The 18,147-nt window shown below is 63.3% G+C and carries 19 protein-coding genes; 13 read left to right on the top strand and 6 right to left on the bottom strand.

All coding sequences use genetic code 11. From position 1 onward, the window contains the following. Positions 1-11: 11 nt before the first annotated feature. Entirely contained in the window at positions 12-1,292 is a 1,281-nt protein-coding gene (locus tag AO268_RS15450) for an MFS transporter (RefSeq protein ID WP_169866545.1), read from the bottom strand. 562 nt (positions 1,293-1,854) lie between these two features. Between AO268_RS15450 and AO268_RS15445 the strand changes: the two genes are divergently transcribed. Together AO268_RS15445 and AO268_RS15440 are read left to right on the top strand one after the other, a co-directional pair. Beyond that, on the top strand, positions 1,855-2,259 hold the full coding sequence (locus AO268_RS15445) for an acyl-CoA thioesterase (RefSeq protein ID WP_003176975.1): 405 nt from the start codon (positions 1,855-1,857) through the stop codon (positions 2,257-2,259). Positions 2,260-2,317: 58 nt separating this feature from the next. Beyond that, a complete protein-coding gene (locus AO268_RS15440; protein WP_099169184.1) occupies positions 2,318-3,205 on the top strand; it encodes a D-hexose-6-phosphate mutarotase in 888 nt (295 codons plus the stop codon). 138 nt (positions 3,206-3,343) lie between these two features. Here AO268_RS15440 and AO268_RS15435 read toward each other — a convergent pair whose 3' ends face one another. The 5 genes from AO268_RS15435 to AO268_RS15415 all read right to left on the bottom strand — a co-directional run bounded on the left by AO268_RS15435 (position 3,344) and on the right by AO268_RS15415 (position 7,131). After that, positions 3,344-3,880, bottom strand: a complete 537-nt coding sequence (locus AO268_RS15435) for a DUF3299 domain-containing protein (RefSeq protein WP_099169183.1) — start codon at positions 3,878-3,880, stop codon at positions 3,344-3,346. Positions 3,881-3,958: 78 nt separating this feature from the next. Next, positions 3,959-4,204 carry a GlsB/YeaQ/YmgE family stress response membrane protein gene (locus tag AO268_RS15430; protein ID WP_029289950.1) on the bottom strand — a complete coding sequence of 82 codons (246 nt, stop codon included), beginning with the start codon at positions 4,202-4,204 and terminating at the stop codon, positions 3,959-3,961. A gap of 100 nt (positions 4,205-4,304) precedes the next feature. Further along, positions 4,305-5,390, bottom strand: coding sequence for a 5-(carboxyamino)imidazole ribonucleotide synthase (locus tag AO268_RS15425; protein ID WP_099169182.1), 1,086 nt, complete (start codon positions 5,388-5,390; stop codon positions 4,305-4,307). 12 nt (positions 5,391-5,402) lie between these two features. Beyond that, positions 5,403-5,894 carry a 5-(carboxyamino)imidazole ribonucleotide mutase gene (gene purE, locus AO268_RS15420; protein ID WP_029289954.1) on the bottom strand — a complete coding sequence of 164 codons (492 nt, stop codon included), beginning with the start codon at positions 5,892-5,894 and terminating at the stop codon, positions 5,403-5,405. 328 nt (positions 5,895-6,222) lie between these two features. Continuing rightward, positions 6,223-7,131: a LysR substrate-binding domain-containing protein gene (locus AO268_RS15415; protein ID WP_076965092.1), complete on the bottom strand. Its 909-nt coding sequence runs from the start codon at positions 7,129-7,131 to the stop codon at positions 6,223-6,225. A 180-nt stretch (positions 7,132-7,311) separates the two neighbouring features. On the opposite strand from AO268_RS15415, the gene aspA reads away from it, so the two are divergent. The 11 genes from aspA (at position 7,312) to AO268_RS15360 (ending at position 18,138) form a co-directional block, all read left to right on the top strand. Further along, positions 7,312-8,736, top strand: coding sequence for an aspartate ammonia-lyase (aspA, locus tag AO268_RS15410; protein ID WP_099169181.1), 1,425 nt, complete (start codon positions 7,312-7,314; stop codon positions 8,734-8,736). A gap of 430 nt (positions 8,737-9,166) precedes the next feature. Next, positions 9,167-10,003: an ABC transporter ATP-binding protein gene (locus AO268_RS15405; protein WP_076963117.1), complete on the top strand. Its 837-nt coding sequence runs from the start codon at positions 9,167-9,169 to the stop codon at positions 10,001-10,003. Between the two features lie 39 nt (positions 10,004-10,042). After that, positions 10,043-11,050, top strand: coding sequence for an ABC transporter substrate-binding protein (locus tag AO268_RS15400; RefSeq protein WP_099169180.1), 1,008 nt, complete (start codon positions 10,043-10,045; stop codon positions 11,048-11,050). Continuing rightward, entirely contained in the window at positions 11,047-11,820 is a 774-nt protein-coding gene (locus AO268_RS15395; protein ID WP_076963115.1) for an ABC transporter permease, read from the top strand. Before AO268_RS15400 ends, AO268_RS15395 begins: the two co-directional genes overlap by 4 nt. Further along, positions 11,820-12,584, top strand: a complete 765-nt coding sequence (locus AO268_RS15390; RefSeq protein ID WP_099169200.1) for an SDR family oxidoreductase — start codon at positions 11,820-11,822, stop codon at positions 12,582-12,584. Before AO268_RS15395 ends, AO268_RS15390 begins: the two co-directional genes overlap by 1 nt. Before the next feature lie 13 nt (positions 12,585-12,597). Then, on the top strand, positions 12,598-13,137 hold the full coding sequence (locus AO268_RS15385) for a cupin domain-containing protein (protein ID WP_029289969.1): 540 nt from the start codon (positions 12,598-12,600) through the stop codon (positions 13,135-13,137). A 4-nt stretch (positions 13,138-13,141) separates the two neighbouring features. Next, on the top strand, positions 13,142-14,020 hold the full coding sequence (locus AO268_RS15380) for an alpha/beta fold hydrolase (RefSeq protein ID WP_099169179.1): 879 nt from the start codon (positions 13,142-13,144) through the stop codon (positions 14,018-14,020). Beyond that, on the top strand, positions 14,017-14,850 hold the full coding sequence (locus AO268_RS15375) for an IclR family transcriptional regulator (RefSeq protein WP_076963112.1): 834 nt from the start codon (positions 14,017-14,019) through the stop codon (positions 14,848-14,850). Before AO268_RS15380 ends, AO268_RS15375 begins: the two co-directional genes overlap by 4 nt. Position 14,851: 1 nt before the next feature. Beyond that, positions 14,852-15,649 carry an SDR family oxidoreductase gene (locus AO268_RS15370; protein WP_099169178.1) on the top strand — a complete coding sequence of 266 codons (798 nt, stop codon included), beginning with the start codon at positions 14,852-14,854 and terminating at the stop codon, positions 15,647-15,649. Continuing rightward, on the top strand, positions 15,642-17,324 hold the full coding sequence (locus AO268_RS15365) for a thiamine pyrophosphate-binding protein (protein WP_099169177.1): 1,683 nt from the start codon (positions 15,642-15,644) through the stop codon (positions 17,322-17,324). Before AO268_RS15370 ends, AO268_RS15365 begins: the two co-directional genes overlap by 8 nt. Before the next feature lie 10 nt (positions 17,325-17,334). Then, entirely contained in the window at positions 17,335-18,138 is an 804-nt protein-coding gene (locus AO268_RS15360) for an aspartate dehydrogenase (protein ID WP_076963109.1), read from the top strand. Positions 18,139-18,147: the final 9 nt, after the last annotated feature.

Genomic DNA, 18,147 nt, shown 5'->3' with positions numbered 1-18,147 from the left:
TCCCGAGGCGTTTATCGCCCCCGTTTCCACAGGTAGGCACCCACCAGTATCCCCATGGTGCAGATCACCGCCACGTAGTACGCCGGGCCCATCGGGCTTTCCTTCATCAGCAGCGAGACCACCAACGGCGTCAGACCACCGAACACCGCGTAGGCGACGTTGTAGGAAAACGACAGGCCACTGAAACGCACCACCGGCGGGAAGGCCTTGACCATCACGTAGGGCACCACACCGACCACGCCGACGAACAGGCCGGTGAGGGTGTACAGCGGGAACAGCCAGCCCGGGTGGTCCAGCAGGCTGTGATACAGCGTCCATGAGGTCGCGAGCAGCAACGCGCAACCGGCGATCAGCACGCGCCCGGCACCGAAGCGGTCAGCCAGTGCGCCAGAGAGGATGCAGCCCAGGCTCAGGGTGACGATCGCCAGGCTGTTGGCCTGCAACGAGACGGTCGGGCTGAAGTGGTAGATGGTCTGCAACACGGTCGGGGTCATCAGGATCACCACGACGATGCCGGCCGACAGCAGCCAGGTCAGCAGCATCGACAGCACGATGGCGCCACGGTGATCCCGCAGGACCGCACGCAATGGCAGCTCGGCGGCCAGGGTCTTGCGCTGCTGCATTTCGGCAAAGATCGGGGTTTCGTGCAGCCAACGGCGCAGGTACACCGAGAACAGGCCGAACACACCGCCCAGCAGGAACGGGATCCGCCAGGCGTAATCCGAGACCTGCTCAGGGGTGTAGATCGTGTTGATCGCGGTGGCCACCAGCGAACCCAGGAGGATCCCGGCGGTCAGGCCGCTGGTCAGGGTGCCGCAGGCGTAGCCGATATGGCGTGGCGGTACATGCTCTGAAACAAAAACCCACGCCCCCGGCACTTCGCCACCAATCGCCGCGCCCTGGATCACGCGCATCAGCAGCAACAGGATCGGGGCCCACAGGCCGATCTGCGCATAGGTCGGCAACAGGCCCATGATCAGGGTCGGCACGGCCATCATGAAGATGCTCAGGGTGAACATCTTCTTGCGCCCCAGCAGGTCGCCGAAATGCGCCATGATGATCCCGCCCAGTGGCCGCGCCAGGTAGCCGGCGGCGAAGATGCCGAAGGTCTGCATCAGGCGCAGCCATTCGGGCATATCAGCAGGGAAAAACAGCTTGCCGACCACCGTGGCGAAGAACACGAAGATGATGAAGTCGTAGAACTCCAGCGCGCCACCCAGGGCGGACAGCGACAGGGTTTTGTAGTCGTTGCGGTTCAGCGGGCGGGCGGGCGGCGCAATGCTTGAAGGCACTGTGGTCATGGCAAGGCTTCTCTTATTAGGTCAGATCAGGAATCCGCAACGGCGTGGGTTTGGCCTGGCAGGTCGGGCAAGATAACAAATTGCCCGCAAAAGCACAGTCTAAACACCTGTACAGCGGTGGGCGCCGCCCCGCAGGCAGGCTGCCTGGCGAGGTCCGCCCTTCCCTCTTTGAATTATTATCGGGGACCAGAAACACCCGCAAATACTGGGGTGCCGGGTTCAAAAGAAACAATGGTCAAACCCCTCAAGTTGCATGACTGTTTTGGCCATTTCCTTGGCGCCTGTAACGCGGTGTAGATAGATGTACAAATATAGGAAACCGAAGGTCGTCGTGCAGGCTATCGACCGATATACTGCCCAGCTTGCACCTGCTTATCAGTGGAAGTTGCGCGAAAACGTCGTTGGCACCGGCCAGCCGATTTCGCAGAGTTTCCCTCAAGGCGCCTTTCGGAAAACGTGACGAACGTAGTATGTTCGGGGCTGAATCGTTTTTCCAAGACGGCTATTCACCGATTACATAGTCCAAGAGTCACGGGTCAGAGGCACCCCCGGCATGATCGAACTCGAACAAGAAGATCCTATCCCGCAAGGCGATCTCGCCCTGCAAATCACCGCGCTGCCCCGTGAGACCAACGGTTTTGGCGATATTTTCGGCGGCTGGCTGGTCGCGCAGATGGACCTGGCCGGCACGGCAATGGCCAGCAAGGTCGCCGGTGGCCGCGTGGCCACCGTAGCGATCGATCGCATGGCCTTCCTGGTTCCGGTGGCAGTGGGCGCGCAGTTGTCCTTCTACACCCAGGCCCTGGAAATCGGCCGCAGCTCGATCCAGATGATGGTCGAAGTGTGGAGCGATGACCCGCTGTCCAGCGAATGGCGCAAAGTCACCGAGGCGGTGTTTGTGTTCGTCGCCATTGATGGCAGCGGGCGCACCCGGTCGGTTCCGTCGCGGGCGCGTTAAACCTCGCGGCGGTTTGGCGGTCCATTGCCCCATTGCCAGTGATTCAAGAGAGCCTTGTATGCCTACGCCCCACGTTGAAACCGTGAAAATGGATGAGCTGGACTGCTGGCGCATCCGCCACAACGGCGCCCAAGTGCTGGTGGCCCAACAGGGGGCGCACCTGTTCAGTTACCAGCCCGCTGGCGCAAAACCGGTGATCTGGCCTAACGACAAGGCTGTGTTCAAGGCCGGCAAAGGCATCCGTACCGGCGTGCCGGTGTGCTGGCCGTGGTTTGGCGTGTTCGAGCGCAACCCGCAAAGCGTCAAGGCGATGCGCCAGAGCGACCAGCCAGCGGGCGCCCATGGTTTCGCGCGCACGGCCATCTGGACCTTGGCCGGCGCCGAAGACAACCGGGTTGAGCTGGTGCTACCGGCACCGGCGGGCGGTTTCCCGGGCTGGCCGCACCAGGTCGATATGAAAATGAGCATCCTGTTGGATGAGCAACTGCATATCCGCCTGAGCAGCCACAACCGTGGCGCCGACACGGTGACGATCAGCCAGGCGCTGCACAGCTACTTCGCCGTCAGCGACGTGCGCAAGGTGCAGGTCGCAGGCCTGGATGGGCTGGACTACATCGATACCGCCGACGGCTGGGCGACCAAAAAGCAAGCCGGCCTCCTGCACTTTACTGCCGAGACGGACCGCATCTACCTCGACACCCCGGCACAATTGAACATCGTTGATAACGACTGGCAACGCCGGATCCAGCTCACCAGCCAAGGATCAAAATCGACGGTGATCTGGAACCCCTGGACTGAACGCGCCAAGGCGTTCGATGACATGGCCGACGATGGCTGGCAGGGCATGCTGTGCATCGAAACGGCCAATGTGCTGGACGATGTGGTGGTGCTGGCACCGGGCGCAAGCCATACCATGGGTGTGAGCATGGCCAGCCTGCCCCTGTAGACCTAACCAAAATGTGGGAGCGGGCTTGCCCGCGATAGCGGTGTATCAGTCGCCGAATGTATCGGCTGAAACACCGCCATCGCGGGCAAGCCCGCTCCCACACAAGCCCACTCCCACAAGGGGGTTTTGTGGCGTTGGCTATAGATCCGCTTCCTGCACCACCCGCACCACCCCCGCATCCAGCGCATATGCCGCATCCGCCAGTTCGTTGGTGACCGTCTCCACCTTCAACGTGCCGGTGACCCACAGCGGCGTGTAGATATCATCCAGCTTCAAGCCCTTGGGATAACGCACCAGCACCAGTTGGTTGGGCGGCGGTGGCGGGACATGGATGCAAGCGCCCGGGTAAGGCACCAGGAAAAACAGGGTGCTGCGGCCCTTGGCGTCGGTTTCCAGTGGCACCGGGTAGCCACCCAGGCGGATGTGCTTGCCGTTCATGGCCGCCACGGTCTTGCTCGAATACATCACGGCCGGCAAGCCCTTGCTCTGCTTCAAGCCACCCTTTTCGGTAAAGGTGCCCAGGGCTTCAGGGGAGTTGTGGTCGATATCCGGCATTTGTTCCAGGGCTTTCTGATCCGACTTGGGCATCAGTTCCAGCCAGTCGGTTTCCGGCAGCTCAGCAGCGTGGGCCAGGCTTGAACCCAGCAAAAGGACAGTCAACAGGAGGCGGCGCATGAAGGGGCTCGGCAAGTAAACACAGTGCCGGCATTCTAGCCCTCTGCGCCTGCGCAGCGCAGAGGGCTTGACGCTGAATTACTTCTTTTTCAGCAGACCGTAGATCACCAGCAACACAATGGCACCGACCAGCGCGCCGATAAAGCCTGCACCCTGGCCGGCCTGGTAGATACCCAGCGCCTGACCGCCATAGGTCGCCGCCAGGGAGCCGGCGATACCCAGCAGGATGGTCATGATCCAGCCCATGCTGTCGTCGCCTGGTTTCAGGAAACGCGCCAGCAGGCCGACGATCAAACCGATAAAGATGGTTCCAATGATACCCATGGCATTTCCCTCTGAATGAAAGTTAGCTGAAGCCTAGTCAGACTTTGGCATCCTGCAATCAGAGGATGGCGGCAACCAATGGTTCCCGCCGCTCCATGGCTTATTGCGCGGCGATCAGTGCCTGGACCTTGGCGATCTGCGCATCGAGCGTCGCGCGGTCCTTGCAACGCAGGTTGGCGTGGCCGACCTTGCGCCCGACCTTGAAGGCCTTGCCATAGTGATGCAGGTGGCAATCTTCAATCGCAATGACCTGCTCCACCGGCGGTACCACGCCAATGAAGTTGAGCATCGCGCTCTCGCCAACCTTGGCCGTGGAGCCCAGTGGCAGGCCCGCGACCGCCCGCAGGTGGTTCTCGAACTGGCTGCACTCGGCGCCTTCGGTGGTCCAGTGCCCGGAGTTGTGCACACGCGGGGCGATTTCGTTGGCCTTGAGGCCACCGTCCACTTCAAAGAATTCAAAGGCCATCACGCCGACATAATCCAGTTGCTTCAACACACGGCTGGAATAGTCTTCGGCCAGGGCCTGCAACGGGTGGTCGGTGCTGGCCACGGACAGCTTGAGGATGCCGCTGTCGTGGGTGTTGTGCACCAATGGGTAGAAGCGCGTTTCGCCATCCCGGGCCCGCACGGCCACCAGCGAGACTTCGCCGGTAAACGGCACGAAGCCTTCCAGCAGGCAGGCGACGCTGCCCAGTTCGGCGAATGTGCCGACCACATCGGCTTCGGTACGCAGGACTTTCTGGCCCTTGCCGTCGTAACCCAGGGTGCGGGTTTTCAGCACAGCCGGCAGGCCGATGCTGGCAACGGCGGCGTCCAGGTCCGCCTGGGACTGGATGTCGGCGAAGGCCGGGGTCGGAATGCCCAGGTCCTTGAACAGGCTTTTTTCAAACCAGCGGTCACGGGCAATGCGCAGGGCTTCGGCGCTCGGGTACACGGGGACGAATTGCGACAGGAACGCCACGGTTTCGGCCGGCACGCTTTCAAACTCGAAGGTCACCAGGTCGACTTCATCGGCCAGTTGGCGCAAGTGGTCCGGGTCGCTGTAGTCCGCCCGCAGGTGTTCGCCCAGGGCCGCCGCACAGGCGTCCGGCGCCGGATCAAGAAACGCGAAGTTCATCCCCAGCGGCGTACCCGCCAGGGCCAGCATGCGACCCAGTTGGCCGCCACCGATTACACCGATTTTCATCAATCAACAACCTCAGGCGATGCGTGGGTCTGGATTGTCCAGGACGCTGTCAGTCTGTTCGGCGCGGAATTTCTTCAGGGCCGCGTGGAACTGTGGATGCTTGGCGCCCAGGATACTGGCGGCCAGCAATGCCGCGTTGATCGCGCCAGCCTTGCCGATCGCCAGGGTGGCCACCGGGATCCCGGCGGGCATCTGCACGATGGACAGCAGCGAATCCACGCCCGAGAGCATCGACGACTGCACCGGCACGCCGAGCACCGGCAAGTGGGTCTTGGCCGCACACATGCCCGGCAGGTGGGCTGCGCCACCGGCACCGGCGATGATCACCTCGATGCCACGGGATTCTGCTTCATCGGCATACTGGAACAGCAGGTCTGGCGTGCGGTGGGCGGAAACCACCTTCACTTCAAACGCAATGCCGAGCTTTTCCAGCATATCGGCGGTGTGGCTAAGGGTGGACCAATCGGACTTGGAGCCCATGATCACGCCAACCAATGCACTCATCGTCGTGCCTCTTCTCTCTGGGCGCCCGTAGGCGCGTCAAAAAACAACAAGCCACGCGGGAAATCCGGCGTGGCTTGTTATACGAATTAAGGCCGGTTGGACCGGCCGAAGGCCGCGCAGTATACCGTAATACGGCGGAGAAACAGCCCCTGGAATGACCATCTGTCTTACTGGGCAAACCTGCGGTTTTATTGACTTTCAGGTCAGCGAACACACCACAAAATACTGTGGGAGCTGGCTTGCCTGCGATGGCGCAGGGTCGGTGCCGGAAGTGTCGGCTGATACACCGCTATCGCAGGCAAGCCCCCACATTTGTTCTGTGCTGGGTTCAGCTACTCTGCGCTGCCCCACCTTCCAGCTTGCGCCACAACAACCGCACGTTCGCCTTGCGCACCAACGCACAGCGATACAGGCGAATCTCCAACGGCACATGCCACTGCGGCCCGCCACACACCACCAGCTCACCCCGGGCCAGTTCGGCACGCACGCTCAACTGTGGCACCCAGGCGATCCCCAACCCTTCCAGGGCCATGCTTTTGAGGCTGTCGGCCATGGCGGTTTCGTACACCGTGGTAAAGCGCAGGGCGCGCTGGCGCAGCAGCAGGTTCACCGAACGCCCAAGGAACGCCCCGGCGCTGTAGGCCAGCAATGGCACGCTGCCCTCGCCTTCCAGGTCGAATAACGGCTTGCCTTCGGCATCGGCGGCGCACACCGGGAGCATTTCGGTATTGCCCAGGTGCAGCGACGGGAAAATATCCGGGTCCATCTGCATCGCCGCATCCGGGTCATAGAACGCCAGCATCAGGTCGCAGCCGCCTTCACGCAGGGCATGCACCGCGTCGCCGACGTTGGTCGCGACCAGCCGCGTGGCGATGTTCAGCCCTTCGTTGCGCAATTGCGCGATCCAGCGTGGGAAAAAACCCAGCGCCAGGGAGTGCGCCGCCGCGACTTGCATGACTTCGCCCTGGCCGCCTTCAAGGTGATGCAAATGGCGTAGCACTTCGCCCAGTTGCTCGACCACCGTGCGCGCCGTTACCAGGAACAACTGCCCCGCCGCCGTCAATTCGACGGGCGTGCGCGAACGGTTGACCAACGTCAGCCCCAGGGCCGCCTCAAGGCTGCGGATGCGTCGGCTGAAGGCCGGCTGGGTGACAAAGCGCCGCTCCGCCGCCTGGGAGAAGCTGCGCGTGGCCGCCAGGGCGCTAAAGTCTTCCAGCCATTTGCTTTCAAGGTTCATCAGATTCTCCAGGGCATGCACCATTTTGGCACACACGCCCGCCATGTTAACCGGGTCACATCAACATTATGCCGTTTGTGCATAGGCCAGCGCTTAACAGCATTGGCCCAAAAACTCCCACAAGCCTAGCATTCACAGCGTTCCGGCCTAGCCCGGGTCCATATCGAGATGATTTCCGTCATGTCCTGCGCTGCATCATTCCGTACCGAAAAAGACCTGCTTGGCGTACTCGAAGTACCTACCCAAGCGTATTACGGCATCCAGACCCTGCGAGCCGTGAATAACTTCCGTCTCTCCGGCGTTCCGATTTCGCATTACCCGAAATTGGTGGTCGGTCTGGCAATGGTCAAGCAAGCCGCCGCTGATGCCAACCGCGAGTTGGGCCAGCTCAGCGAAGCCAAGCACGCTGCCATCAGCGAAGCCTGTGCCCGCCTGATCCGCGGCGACTTCCACGAAGAGTTCGTGGTGGACATGATTCAAGGCGGCGCTGGCACTTCAACCAACATGAATGCCAACGAAGTCATCGCCAATATCGCGTTGGAGGCCATGGGCCACAACAAGGGCGAATACCAATACCTGCACCCCAACAACGACGTGAACATGGCGCAGTCGACCAACGACGCCTACCCGACCGCGATCCGCCTGGGTCTGCTGTTGGGCCATGACGCGCTGCTGGCCAGCCTCGACAGCCTGATCCAGGCGTTCGCCGCCAAGGGTGTCGAGTTCGGCCACGTCCTGAAAATGGGCCGCACCCAACTGCAAGACGCCGTGCCGATGACCCTCGGCCAGGAATTCCGCGCCTTCGCCACCACCCTGGGTGAAGACCTGGCACGCCTGAAAACCCTGGCCCCGGAGCTGCTGACCGAAGTCAACCTGGGCGGCACCGCCATCGGTACCGGCATCAACGCCGACCCGCGTTACCAGGCCCTGGCCGTGCAACGCCTGGCCACCATCAGCGGCCAGCCGCTGGTACCGGCGGCCGACCTGATCGAAGCCACCTCCGACATGGGCGCGTTCGTGCTGTTCTCCGGCATGCTCAAGCGGACGGCGGTGAAGCTGTCAAAGATCTGCAACGACCTGCGCCTGCTGTCCAGCGGCCCACGTACCGGGATCAACGAGATCAACCTGCCAGCGCGTCAGCCAGGCAGCTCGATCATGCCCGGCAAGGTCAACCCGGTCATCCCGGAAGCCGTGAACCAGGTGGCCTTCCAGGTCATCGGTAACGACCTGGCCCTGACCATGGCGGCCGAAGGCGGCCAACTGCAACTGAACGTGATGGAGCCGCTGATCGCCTTCAAGATCTTCGACTCGATCCGCCTGCTGCAACGCGCCATGGACATGCTGCGCGAGCACTGCATCGTCGGCATCACCGCCAACGAAGCACGCTGCCGCGAACTGGTGGAGCACTCCATCGGCCTGGTCACCGCGCTGAACCCGTACATCGGCTATGAAAACGCCACCCGCATCGCGCGTATCGCCCTTGAAAGCGGCCGCGGCGTACTGGAACTGGTGCGCGAAGAAGGCTTGCTCGACGACGCCATGCTCGACGACATCCTGCGCCCGGAAAACATGATTGCCCCGCGTCTGGTGCCTTTGAAGGCCTGAACGCCTGTAGCACCGCTCACCAGGTTGAGGGACTAGACACCTCTCACCCTTTTGAGGGCTTGAAGATTTCGATCTTCAGGCCCTTTTTTTTGCCTGCTTTTTAACAAGTGAGCACCTATATAGAAACGCGCAACTGCGTTTTATAGATAAAACAAACAAGCCCTTTCATAACTCCCCCGCGTTACCTGAAAAAGCACCGACTCCTCGCAACTTCCCATTACATGCCCGGGCGTGTGCAATTTCGTGCCATATAAGAACCAACGTTTTATATATGAAACATTAAAACTTTATCAAATTAAACCCAACCCACTAATAACAAAGAATATTTTCTGAAAGCCCGTAGGAAATAAGTCACTGGCATTGTTCATGCACTAAACGTCGTATCACCTATAAAACAGACCAGAGTACCTTCCTGATGGCTGTGAAAGAGATGTACGCCGTGACGCCCCAATGGAATAACCAAGCTCTCAGGGAAGAGCTGGAGCCGACTGAAATTGAATTTCGCAATGTCGGTAAATGTTTCCCGGCCAAGGGTAAAGCGCACGCGCCCTTCGCCATTCGCGAGGTGAACTTCAAGATTCGCCGGGGTGAAGTGGTGTCGATTATCGGCCCTTCCGGTTGCGGCAAAAGCACCATTCTCAATATGGGCTCGGGCTTGTACCGCCCCAGCGAAGGAGAAGTGTTCGTCGGTGGCAAGCCGGTCACCGGGCCGGTGCCGCAGGTTGCGTTCATGCTGCAAAAGGACTTGTTGATGCCCTGGCGCAGCATCCGCCGCAACGTCGAACTGGGCCTGGAGATCCAGGGCGTGGCGGCCGCCACCCGGCAGAAGGTGGCCCTGGACCTGCTCGAGCGCTGCCACCTCAATGGCTACGCCGATCACTACCCGTTCCAGCTCTCCGGCGGCATGCGCCAGCGCGCCGCCCTGGCCCGCACCCTGGCCATCGACCCACAGGTGCTGTTCCTCGACGAGCCGTTCTCGGCCCTCGATGCCCAAACCAAGATGATCCTGCAACAGGACATGGCGCGGATGCTGTTCGACGAAAAGAAGACCGCGCTGTTTATCACCCACGACCTGATCGAAGGCATCGCCATGTCCGACCGCTTGCTGGTCATGAGCGCCCGCCCCGGCACGATCATCGAGGAAATCAGTATCGACCTGCCGTTTCGCGACAACCCCCTGGAGCGCCGCAAGCTGCCGGAAATCGGCCCGCTGGTCGGCCGCCTGATGGAGTTGCTCCAGGTCGGCGCCGACACCGAACTGCACTGATCACCGCCCTTGCGGCCCCCAACCGATTCCGGAGTCCCCATGCTCAAGTCTCTGTTTCAACGTCTTTGCGCCCTCAGCCTGGGCCTCGGCATGGCCTGTGCCGCCCAGGCGCAGCCGACCAAGGTCACCTACCTGCTGCCGGCGCCGCCCAACTCGCCTGCGTTCGCACCGTGGATCATCGCCAAGGAAAAGGGCTACTACACCGCCCAGGACCTGGACCTGACCTTTATCGCCGCCAAAGGTGGCGTGGATGTGGCCAAGCAGATCGGCGCCGGTAACGCATTGATCGGCGGGGCCATCGGCGACACGCCGATTGTGGTGCGGGCCAATGGCATCCCGGTGCGCGCCGTGGCGGTACTGGGCGATGGCGGAGTGACGATGATCGCCACCAACGCCAAGGACAACATCAACAGCATCAGCGACCTCAAGGGCAAGACCCTGACGGTGATGTCGTACTCCGACACCACCTACTACGCCCTGCTCGCCTCGCTGCGCAAAGCCGGGCTGGGCAAGAACGACGTGAACATCCAGGCCGCCGGCCCGGCCGGGGTCTGGCAGTTGTTCTCCGCCAACAAGGCCCAGGCCATGGCGGGCGTGCCGGACTGGGTGATCAATGCCCAGGAAGCCGGGGTGCAGATCAAGCTGATCCCCCAGGACCAGATCTTCGAGAGCATGGCCCAGGCGATTCTCGCCTCGGACGCCGCGATCAAGAACCAGCCACAGATTGTGCGTGGCGTGGTGCAGGGCACCCTGCAAGGCATGCGCGACATCATCCAGGACCCGCGCGCCGCCGCCGTGACCTTCGCCAAGGCGGTGCCGGCCTATGCCGGCAAGGAAGAGTCCCTGGAAAAGATCTTCAAGCTCTACATCGAACACGTCTACGCCAGGCAGGCCGTGCTCGGGCGCATCGACCCACAGCACCTGGACAAGGTCCGCCAGTTCTATGTCAGCGAAGGCATCGTCACCCAGGCGACCGCGCTTGAGGAGCTCTTTACCAACCAATTCGTCGACAGCCCGGTCGGGGACATTGAGGAACGCACACAATGAAAAACAACAACTCCGTGCTCGGTAGCGTCGCGCTGCTGATCCTGTTCCTGGTGCTGTGGCAATGGGGCCCCGGCCTGCTCGGCATGCCCGAGTTCGTCATGCCCAAACTCAGCCGCGTGGCCCAGGAAGGCCTGGTGATGTGGCAAACCGGCGGCCTGCTGCAACACACCCTGATCACCGCCCTGGAAATCGTCGTCGGCTTCGCCCTCGGCGCCCTGCTGGGCGTGATGATCGGCGTGTCCCTGGGCCTGTCGCCGGCTGCCGAAGCCATGTTGTCGCCGTACATCCTGGCCTTGCAGATTGCCCCCAAAGTCGCCTTCGCGCCGCTGTTCGTGATGTGGCTGGGCTACACCATCTACCCGAAGATTTTGATCGCGATCCTGATCGTGTTCTTCCCGGTGATGATCAACGTGCTCTCGGCGATCCGCACCGTCGACCCGGACATGATCAACCTGGTCCGCACCATGAACGCCAGCCGCTGGCAGATCTTCCGCCTGGTGGAGTTCCCGTCGGCCATGGCCGCGCTGTTTTCCGGCCTGCGCATCGCCTCGACCCTGGCCGTGATCGGCGTCACCGTCGGTGAGCTGGTCGGTGGCAACCAGGGCCTGGGCTTCTTGCTGGTAGACGCCGAGGGCCAGGGCAACACCGCCGGGGTGTTCGTCGCCATTGTGGCGCTGACCCTGATTGGGGTGATCGCCTACGGCGCGGTGGTGTGGGCAGAAAAACGCGTCCTGCACTACATGCCCAAAGCCATGTTGAGCACCCAATGATGAGCCGCCATGACCTTTTGCTTGCAAGCCGCCGCGTGCTGGTCACCGGTGGCGCCCGGGGCCTGGGCTATGCCTTTGCCCAGGCCATCGGCCAGGCCGGTGCGCGGGTGGTGATTGCCGATGTGCTGCACGAACGTGTGCAGCAGGCCGCCGGTGAACTGCGGGCGCTGGGCCTGGACGTACAAGCCGTGGCTGTCGACCTGGCGCAACCCGCGTCGATCCAGGCCTGTGTCGACGCGACGATCGGCCTGCTGGGCGGCCTCGATGGCCTGGTGAACAACGCCTCGATCACCAACTCCGGGGGCAAGGGCTGCGAAGAGCTGAGCATCGACACCTGGGACCAGGTGATGCAGGTCAACGTGCGCGGCACCTGGCTGATGACCACCGCCTGCCTGCCGGCCCTGCGCGCCAGCGGCCAGGGCGCCATCGTCAACCTGGCCTCGGACACCCCGCTGTGGGGCGCGCCGAACCTGTTGGCCTACGTGGCCAGCAAGGGCGCAATCATCGCCATGACCCGCAGCCTGGCGCGGGAACTGGGCAGCAGCAACATCACCGTCAACGCCATCGCCCCTGGCCTGGTGCTGGTGGAAGCCACCGCCTACGTGCCCGAGGCGCGCCACCGTTTGTACAACGACCAACGGGCCCTGCAACGCCCGCAATTGCCCGAAGACGTCAGCGGCGCCGTGCTGTTCGCGCTGTCCGACCTTGCCCGCTTTATCACTGGACAAACCCTGCCGGTCAACGGCGGGTTCGTCATGCCTTGATCTGGAGACTGTCATGACTGATCTATCTGCCCAAAACGACACCCCCAAAAGCTGGGACCGCCCTGCCGGCGCCAGCCTGGAAAGCTGGATGAGCACGCGCATCGCCCGCTACGAGACGCGCAAGTACGACTGGGATGCCCTGAAGTTCCAGGCCGACTACGACCCCAAGTTCCGCCGCGCGCAAATGCGCTACATCGGCACTGGCGGCACCGGCATCAGCACCGACATGAACACCATCCCGTCGGAGCACTTCACCTTTTCCACCATGGTCATCCCGGCCGGCCATGAAGGCCCGCCGCACCTGCACATTGACGTCGAAGAAGTGTTCTTCGTGCTGCGCGGCAAACTCAAGGTGGTGCTGGAAAAGGACGGCGAGCGTTTTGAAACCATCCTCACCGACCGCGACGTGATTTCCGTGCCGCCGGGGGTGTACCGCGAAGAGATCAACATCGGCGACGAAGACGCGCTGATGTGCGTGATGCTCGGCGCGAAAAAGCCGATCACCCCGACCTATCCGCCAGAGCACCCTCTGGCCTCGATCAAGCGCGGGTAAGCCCATGTTGCCAGGACTCACGCAAGCCGCGCCGACGGCCGACCTGCAAGCCCAACTGCAGCGCGATTTCCCCCAGCAATGGGTCGCGTCAGCGGGTGGCCAGCAGGCCCTGCGCGAATGCGGCACCGGGCCGGCGGTGGTGTTGCTGCACGGCATCGGCTCGGGCGCGGCGTCCTGGCTGCAAGTGGCACAGCACCTGGCGGCCCAGGCCCGGGTCATCGCCTGGGACGCGCCCGGCTATGGCGACTCCAGCCCCCTGGAATCGCAAGTACCCAAGGCCGAGCAATACGCCGCGCGCCTGGTGCAGATGCTCGATGCGCTGCAGGTGAATGAGTGCATGCTGGTCGGCCATTCCCTGGGCGCGCTGACCGCCCTGGCCTTGGCCCGCAGTGCCCAGGCCCAGCGCGTGAGCCGCCTGGTGCTGATCAGCCCGGCCCGCGGCTATGGCGCACCCGAGCGTAGCCAGCAGCGCCAACAAGTGCGCCAGCAACGCCTGGACAACCTACAACGCCTGGGCATCGCCGGCCTGGCCGCACAACGCAGTGCCCATATGCTCTCGCCCCGGGCCCAGCCCGAAGCCTTGGCCTGGGTGCACTGGAACATGGCGCGCCTGAACCCGCTGGGTTATCGCCAGGCCATCGAATTGCTGTGCGGCGACGACCTGCTGCGCCACGGCCAACCGGCAATGCCCTGCGATGTGCATTGCGGCGAAGCCGACGCCATCACCACGCCCGACACCTGCCTGGGCGTGGCCAAGGCCCTGGGCGCCAGCTTCAACCTGATCGCCGACGCCGGCCATGCCAGCCCCATCGAACAACCGCTGGTAGTTGCCGGTCGCCTGGCCTACGCCCTCAAACAATCCCTGACAGGTAGAACCCTATGAACGACTCAGATCTGCTGAAGGATGCCCAGGACAAATACATCGTGCCGGGCCTGGAGCGCGGCTTGCTGCTGCTGTGCGAGTTCAGCCGGCGCAACCGCACCCTGACAGCGCCGGAGCTGGCACGGCGCCTGGCGCTGCCGCGCTCGACCATTTTCCGCCTGCTGACCACCCTGGAAACCATGGGCTTCGTCACCCGCAGCGGCAACGAATACCGCCTGGGCATGTCGGTGCTGCGCCTGGGCTTCGAGTACCTGGCATCGCTGGAGCTGACCGAACTCGGCCAGCCGCTGCTGGCCCGTTTGTGCGACCGGGTTAACTACCCCAGCAACCTGGTGGTGCGCGACGGGCGTTCCATCGTGTACGTGGCCAAGGTCTCGCCGCCTTCGGTGTTCTCCAACGCGGTCAACGTCGGCACCCGTTTGCCGGCCCATGCCACGGTGCTGGGGCGCATCCTCCTCGAAGAGCTGTCACTGGCCGAACTGCGCGAGCTGTACCCCGAAGAGCACCTGGAACAGCACTCCCACTGCACGCCAAAAACCGTGATGGAGCTGTTCGACATGCTCCAGGCCGATCGCCAGCGCGGCTTTGTCAGCGGCGAAGGATTCTTTGAGTCGGCGATTTCCACAGTGGCCGCGCCCGTGCGCGACCAGAGCGGCGGCATCGTGGCGGCCCTTGGCGTGACCATCCCCACCACACAGATCGGTCATGTGAATTTTGAAGAACTGCTGAACCAGGTTCGGCGCAGCGCAGACGAGCTGTCGCGCCTGCTCAATTACAACGGCGGCGCCCACAGCGGCCAGCCTCGCGTCACTGCCTTGATGAGAGATTGAGATGAGCCTTTATTCATTGCAGGGCCGCACCGCAATCGTCACCGGAGGCTCCTCGGGCATTGGCCTGACGTGCGTCGAGCTACTGCTGGAAGCCGGCGCCGCCGTTGCGTTCTGCGGCCGCGATGCAGAGCGCCTGCGCCGTGCCGAAAGCGACCTGCGCCAGCGTTTCCCGCAAGGCCGGCTGCTGGCCCAGGTGTGCGATGTGCTCGATGGCGAAGCGGTCAACGCCTTTGCCAGCGCCAGCCAGGCCGCGCTGGGCGCCGCCAGCGTGCTGATCAACAACGCCGGGCAAGGCCGGGTCTCGACCTTTGCCGACACCACCGACAGCGCCTGGACCGCAGAGTTGAACCTGAAGTTTTTTTCGGTGATCAACCCGGTCCGCGCCTTCAAGCCGCAACTGCAACACCAGGCCGATGCCGCCATCGTCTGCGTCAACTCGCTGCTGGCCAGCCAGCCGGAACCGCACATGGTCGCCACTTCGGCCGCCCGCGCCGGGGTCAAGAACCTGGTGAGCTCGATGGCCACCGAATTCGCCCCGCAAGGCATCCGCGTCAACGGCATCCTGATTGGCCTGGTGGAATCCGGGCAATGGCGCCGCCGCTTTGAAGCGCGTGAAGAGCGCGACCTCGACTGGGCGCAATGGACCGCCCGCCTGGCCCAACAAAAACATATTCCCCTGGGGCGCCTGGGCCTGCCGCTTGAAGCGGCCCGCGCGATCCTGTTTCTGGCCTCGCCTCTGTCGGCTTACACCACAGGCAGCCATATCGATGTATCCGGAGGCCTGTCCCGCCATGCGTAATGAAAACACTGTCACCGTGGGCGCTGCCATCACCGCCTTCCTCGAACAATGCGACGTCAAGGCCGTGTTTGGCGTGATCTCGATCCACAACATGCCGATCCTCGATGCCTTCGCCGTGCGCGGCAATATCCGCTTCGTCATGGCCCGGGGTGAAGCCGGCGCCGCCAACATGGCCGACGCCTATGCCCGCACCACCGGCGGTCTGGGCGTGTGCCTGACCTCCACCGGCACCGCCGCCGGCAATGCCGCGGGTGCCATGGTTGAAGCACAGACCGCCGGCACCCCGCTGCTGCACATCACCGGGCAGATCGAGACGCCGTACCTGGACCAGGAACTGGCGTATATCCACGAAGCCCGCGACCAGTTGAACATGCTCAAGGCCGTGTCCAAGGCCGCCTTTCGCGTGCGCAGCGTCGAGACCGCCATCAGCACCCTGAAGCTCGCGGTGCAGACCGCCCTCACCGCGCCCACCGGCCCGGTCAGCGTCGAGATCCCGATCGATATCCAGTCGACCTTTATCCCCATGCCCAGCGACCTGTCGCCACTGCCGATCCCGGTGGCCGTGCCGCCGCCGGAAGCCCTGGACTTGGTAGCCGAACGCCTGGCCAGTGCCAAGCGCCCGATGCTCTGGCTCGGTGGCGGCGCACGGCATGCCGGGGCGCAGGTCAAGCGCCTGCTGGCGATGGGCGTGGGGGTGATCACCTCGACCCAGGGCCGTGGCGTGGTCAATGAAGACGACGAGCGTTGCCTGGGGGCCTTTTCGCAAAACAAACGGGTCGAGCAGTTCCTGCAAACCTGCGATGCCCTGCTGATCGCCGGGTCGCGCCTGCGCAGCAACGAGACCTTCAAGTACGCACTCAAGCTGCCGCAGAACACCCTGCGCATCGACGCCAACCCGGCCATCGAAGGCCGCAGCTATGCCAGCGAGCTGTTTATCTGCGGCGATACGGCCCTGGCCCTGGACGGCCTGGCTGACCGCCTGGAAGGCCGCCTGCACACCGATCCGCAGTTCCTCAGCGAACTCAAGGCCGTGCGCGAGCAATCGCGCAACCAACTGGTGGCGGACCTGGGCCCGTACTCGGCGATGGTCGAACAATTGCAGGCCAGCACCGGGCGCAACTTCTCCTGGGTGCGCGATGTGACCCTGTCCAACAGCATCTGGGGCAACCGTCTGCTCAACCTGTACCACCCACGCGCCGGGGTTCACGCCTTGGGCGGCGGTATTGGCCAAGGCCTGGCGATGGGCATCGGGGCAGCGGTGGCAGCCGCTGAAACCGCGCCCGAGCGCAAAGTGTTCGCCCTGGCGGGCGATGGCGGTTTCATCCTCAACCTGGGTGAGCTGGCGACCCTGGTCCAGGAGCGCGCCAACCTGGTGATCCTGCTGATGAACGACCAGCGCTACGGGGTGATCCGCAATATCCAGGACGCGGTCTACGGCAGCCGGCATTGCTATGTCGACCTGCACACCCCGGACTACACCAAGCTCGCCGAATCCATGGGCCTGCGCCATGGCCTGGTCACCGACCTCAAGGATTTCGGCAAGGTGGTCGACAGCGCCTTGAGCCAGCCCGGCCCGTTCCTGCTGGAAGTGGACATGCTCAGCGTGGGCAATTTCGCCACCCAGTTCGCCGGCCCGCCCAACAGCGAAACCAAAGCCCAGAAGGCCACCGCCTGAGGATCGTCGCATGCTGCATATCACCATGATCGGCTGCGGCGCCATTGGCGTCGGCGTGCTGGAGTTGCTGGAGAACGATCCACAGTTATGCGTGGATTACGTCATTGCCTCCGAGGGCTCCGAAGCCCTGGTGCGCCAGCGCCTGGCCAGTTTCAAGCAACCGCCGCAGGTGCTCACCGCCTTGCCCGCCGACGCCCGCCCGGATTTGCTGGTGGAGTGCGCCGGTCACCGCGCTATCGAGGAACATGTGCTGCCGGCCCTGGAGCGTGGGATTGCCTGCCTGATTGTCTCGGTCGGCGCCTTGTCTGAAGTGGGTCTGGTCGAGCGCCTGGAAGCAGCCGCCGAGCGCGGCAAGACCCGCATCGAGCTGCTGCCCGGGGCCATTGGCGGTATTGATGCGTTGTCGGCGGCCAAGGTCGGCGGCCTGGACTCGGTCAACTACACCGGGCGCAAGCCGGCCCGGGCCTGGAAGAACACCCCCGGCGAGCAGGCCTGCGATCTGGATTCCATCAGCCAAGCCACGGTGATCTTCCAGGGCAGCGCCCGCGAAGCGGCGCGGCTGTACCCGAAAAATGCCAACGTCGCCGCCACCCTGTCCCTGGCCGGGCTGGGCCTGGATCGCACCCACGTCACGCTGATCGCCGACCCCCACAGCGACGAAAACGTCCACCACTTTGAAGCCTGCGGCGCCTTTGGCCGTTTCGAGTTGAGCCTGCGCGGCAAGCCGCTGTTGGCCAACCCCAAGACCTCGGCGCTGACCGTGTACAGCGTGGTGCGTGCGCTGGGCAACCACGCCCATGCCATCTCAATTTAGGAGCCCGTC

Origin of the sequence: Pseudomonas sp. ICMP 8385 (genome assembly GCF_002699915.1) — a bacterium.
Classification (GTDB): domain Bacteria; phylum Pseudomonadota; class Gammaproteobacteria; order Pseudomonadales; family Pseudomonadaceae; genus Aquipseudomonas; species Aquipseudomonas gessardii.
This window is presented reverse-complemented; position numbering and strand designations above follow the sequence as displayed.

Coding starts and splice junctions, on each gene's coding strand:
- AO268_RS15395 (WP_076963115.1), top strand. CDS start 11,047: ATGAAAAACAACAACTCCGTGCTCGGTAGCGTCGCGCTGCTGATCCTG.
- aspA (WP_099169181.1), top strand. CDS start 7,312: ATGTCCTGCGCTGCATCATTCCGTACCGAAAAAGACCTGCTTGGCGTA.
- AO268_RS15440 (WP_099169184.1), top strand. CDS start 2,318: ATGCCTACGCCCCACGTTGAAACCGTGAAAATGGATGAGCTGGACTGC.
- AO268_RS15405 (WP_076963117.1), top strand. CDS start 9,167: ATGTACGCCGTGACGCCCCAATGGAATAACCAAGCTCTCAGGGAAGAG.
- AO268_RS15360 (WP_076963109.1), top strand. CDS start 17,335: ATGCTGCATATCACCATGATCGGCTGCGGCGCCATTGGCGTCGGCGTG.
- AO268_RS15390 (WP_099169200.1), top strand. CDS start 11,820: ATGAGCCGCCATGACCTTTTGCTTGCAAGCCGCCGCGTGCTGGTCACC.
- AO268_RS15400 (WP_099169180.1), top strand. CDS start 10,043: ATGCTCAAGTCTCTGTTTCAACGTCTTTGCGCCCTCAGCCTGGGCCTC.
- AO268_RS15435 (WP_099169183.1), bottom strand. CDS start 3,880: ATGCGCCGCCTCCTGTTGACTGTCCTTTTGCTGGGTTCAAGCCTGGCC.
- AO268_RS15375 (WP_076963112.1), top strand. CDS start 14,017: ATGAACGACTCAGATCTGCTGAAGGATGCCCAGGACAAATACATCGTG.
- AO268_RS15425 (WP_099169182.1), bottom strand. CDS start 5,390: ATGAAAATCGGTGTAATCGGTGGCGGCCAACTGGGTCGCATGCTGGCC.
- AO268_RS15445 (WP_003176975.1), top strand. CDS start 1,855: ATGATCGAACTCGAACAAGAAGATCCTATCCCGCAAGGCGATCTCGCC.
- AO268_RS15370 (WP_099169178.1), top strand. CDS start 14,852: ATGAGCCTTTATTCATTGCAGGGCCGCACCGCAATCGTCACCGGAGGC.
- AO268_RS15430 (WP_029289950.1), bottom strand. CDS start 4,204: ATGGGTATCATTGGAACCATCTTTATCGGTTTGATCGTCGGCCTGCTG.
- AO268_RS15365 (WP_099169177.1), top strand. CDS start 15,642: ATGCGTAATGAAAACACTGTCACCGTGGGCGCTGCCATCACCGCCTTC.
- AO268_RS15380 (WP_099169179.1), top strand. CDS start 13,142: ATGTTGCCAGGACTCACGCAAGCCGCGCCGACGGCCGACCTGCAAGCC.
- AO268_RS15415 (WP_076965092.1), bottom strand. CDS start 7,131: ATGAACCTTGAAAGCAAATGGCTGGAAGACTTTAGCGCCCTGGCGGCC.
- purE (WP_029289954.1), bottom strand. CDS start 5,894: ATGAGTGCATTGGTTGGCGTGATCATGGGCTCCAAGTCCGATTGGTCC.
- AO268_RS15385 (WP_029289969.1), top strand. CDS start 12,598: ATGACTGATCTATCTGCCCAAAACGACACCCCCAAAAGCTGGGACCGC.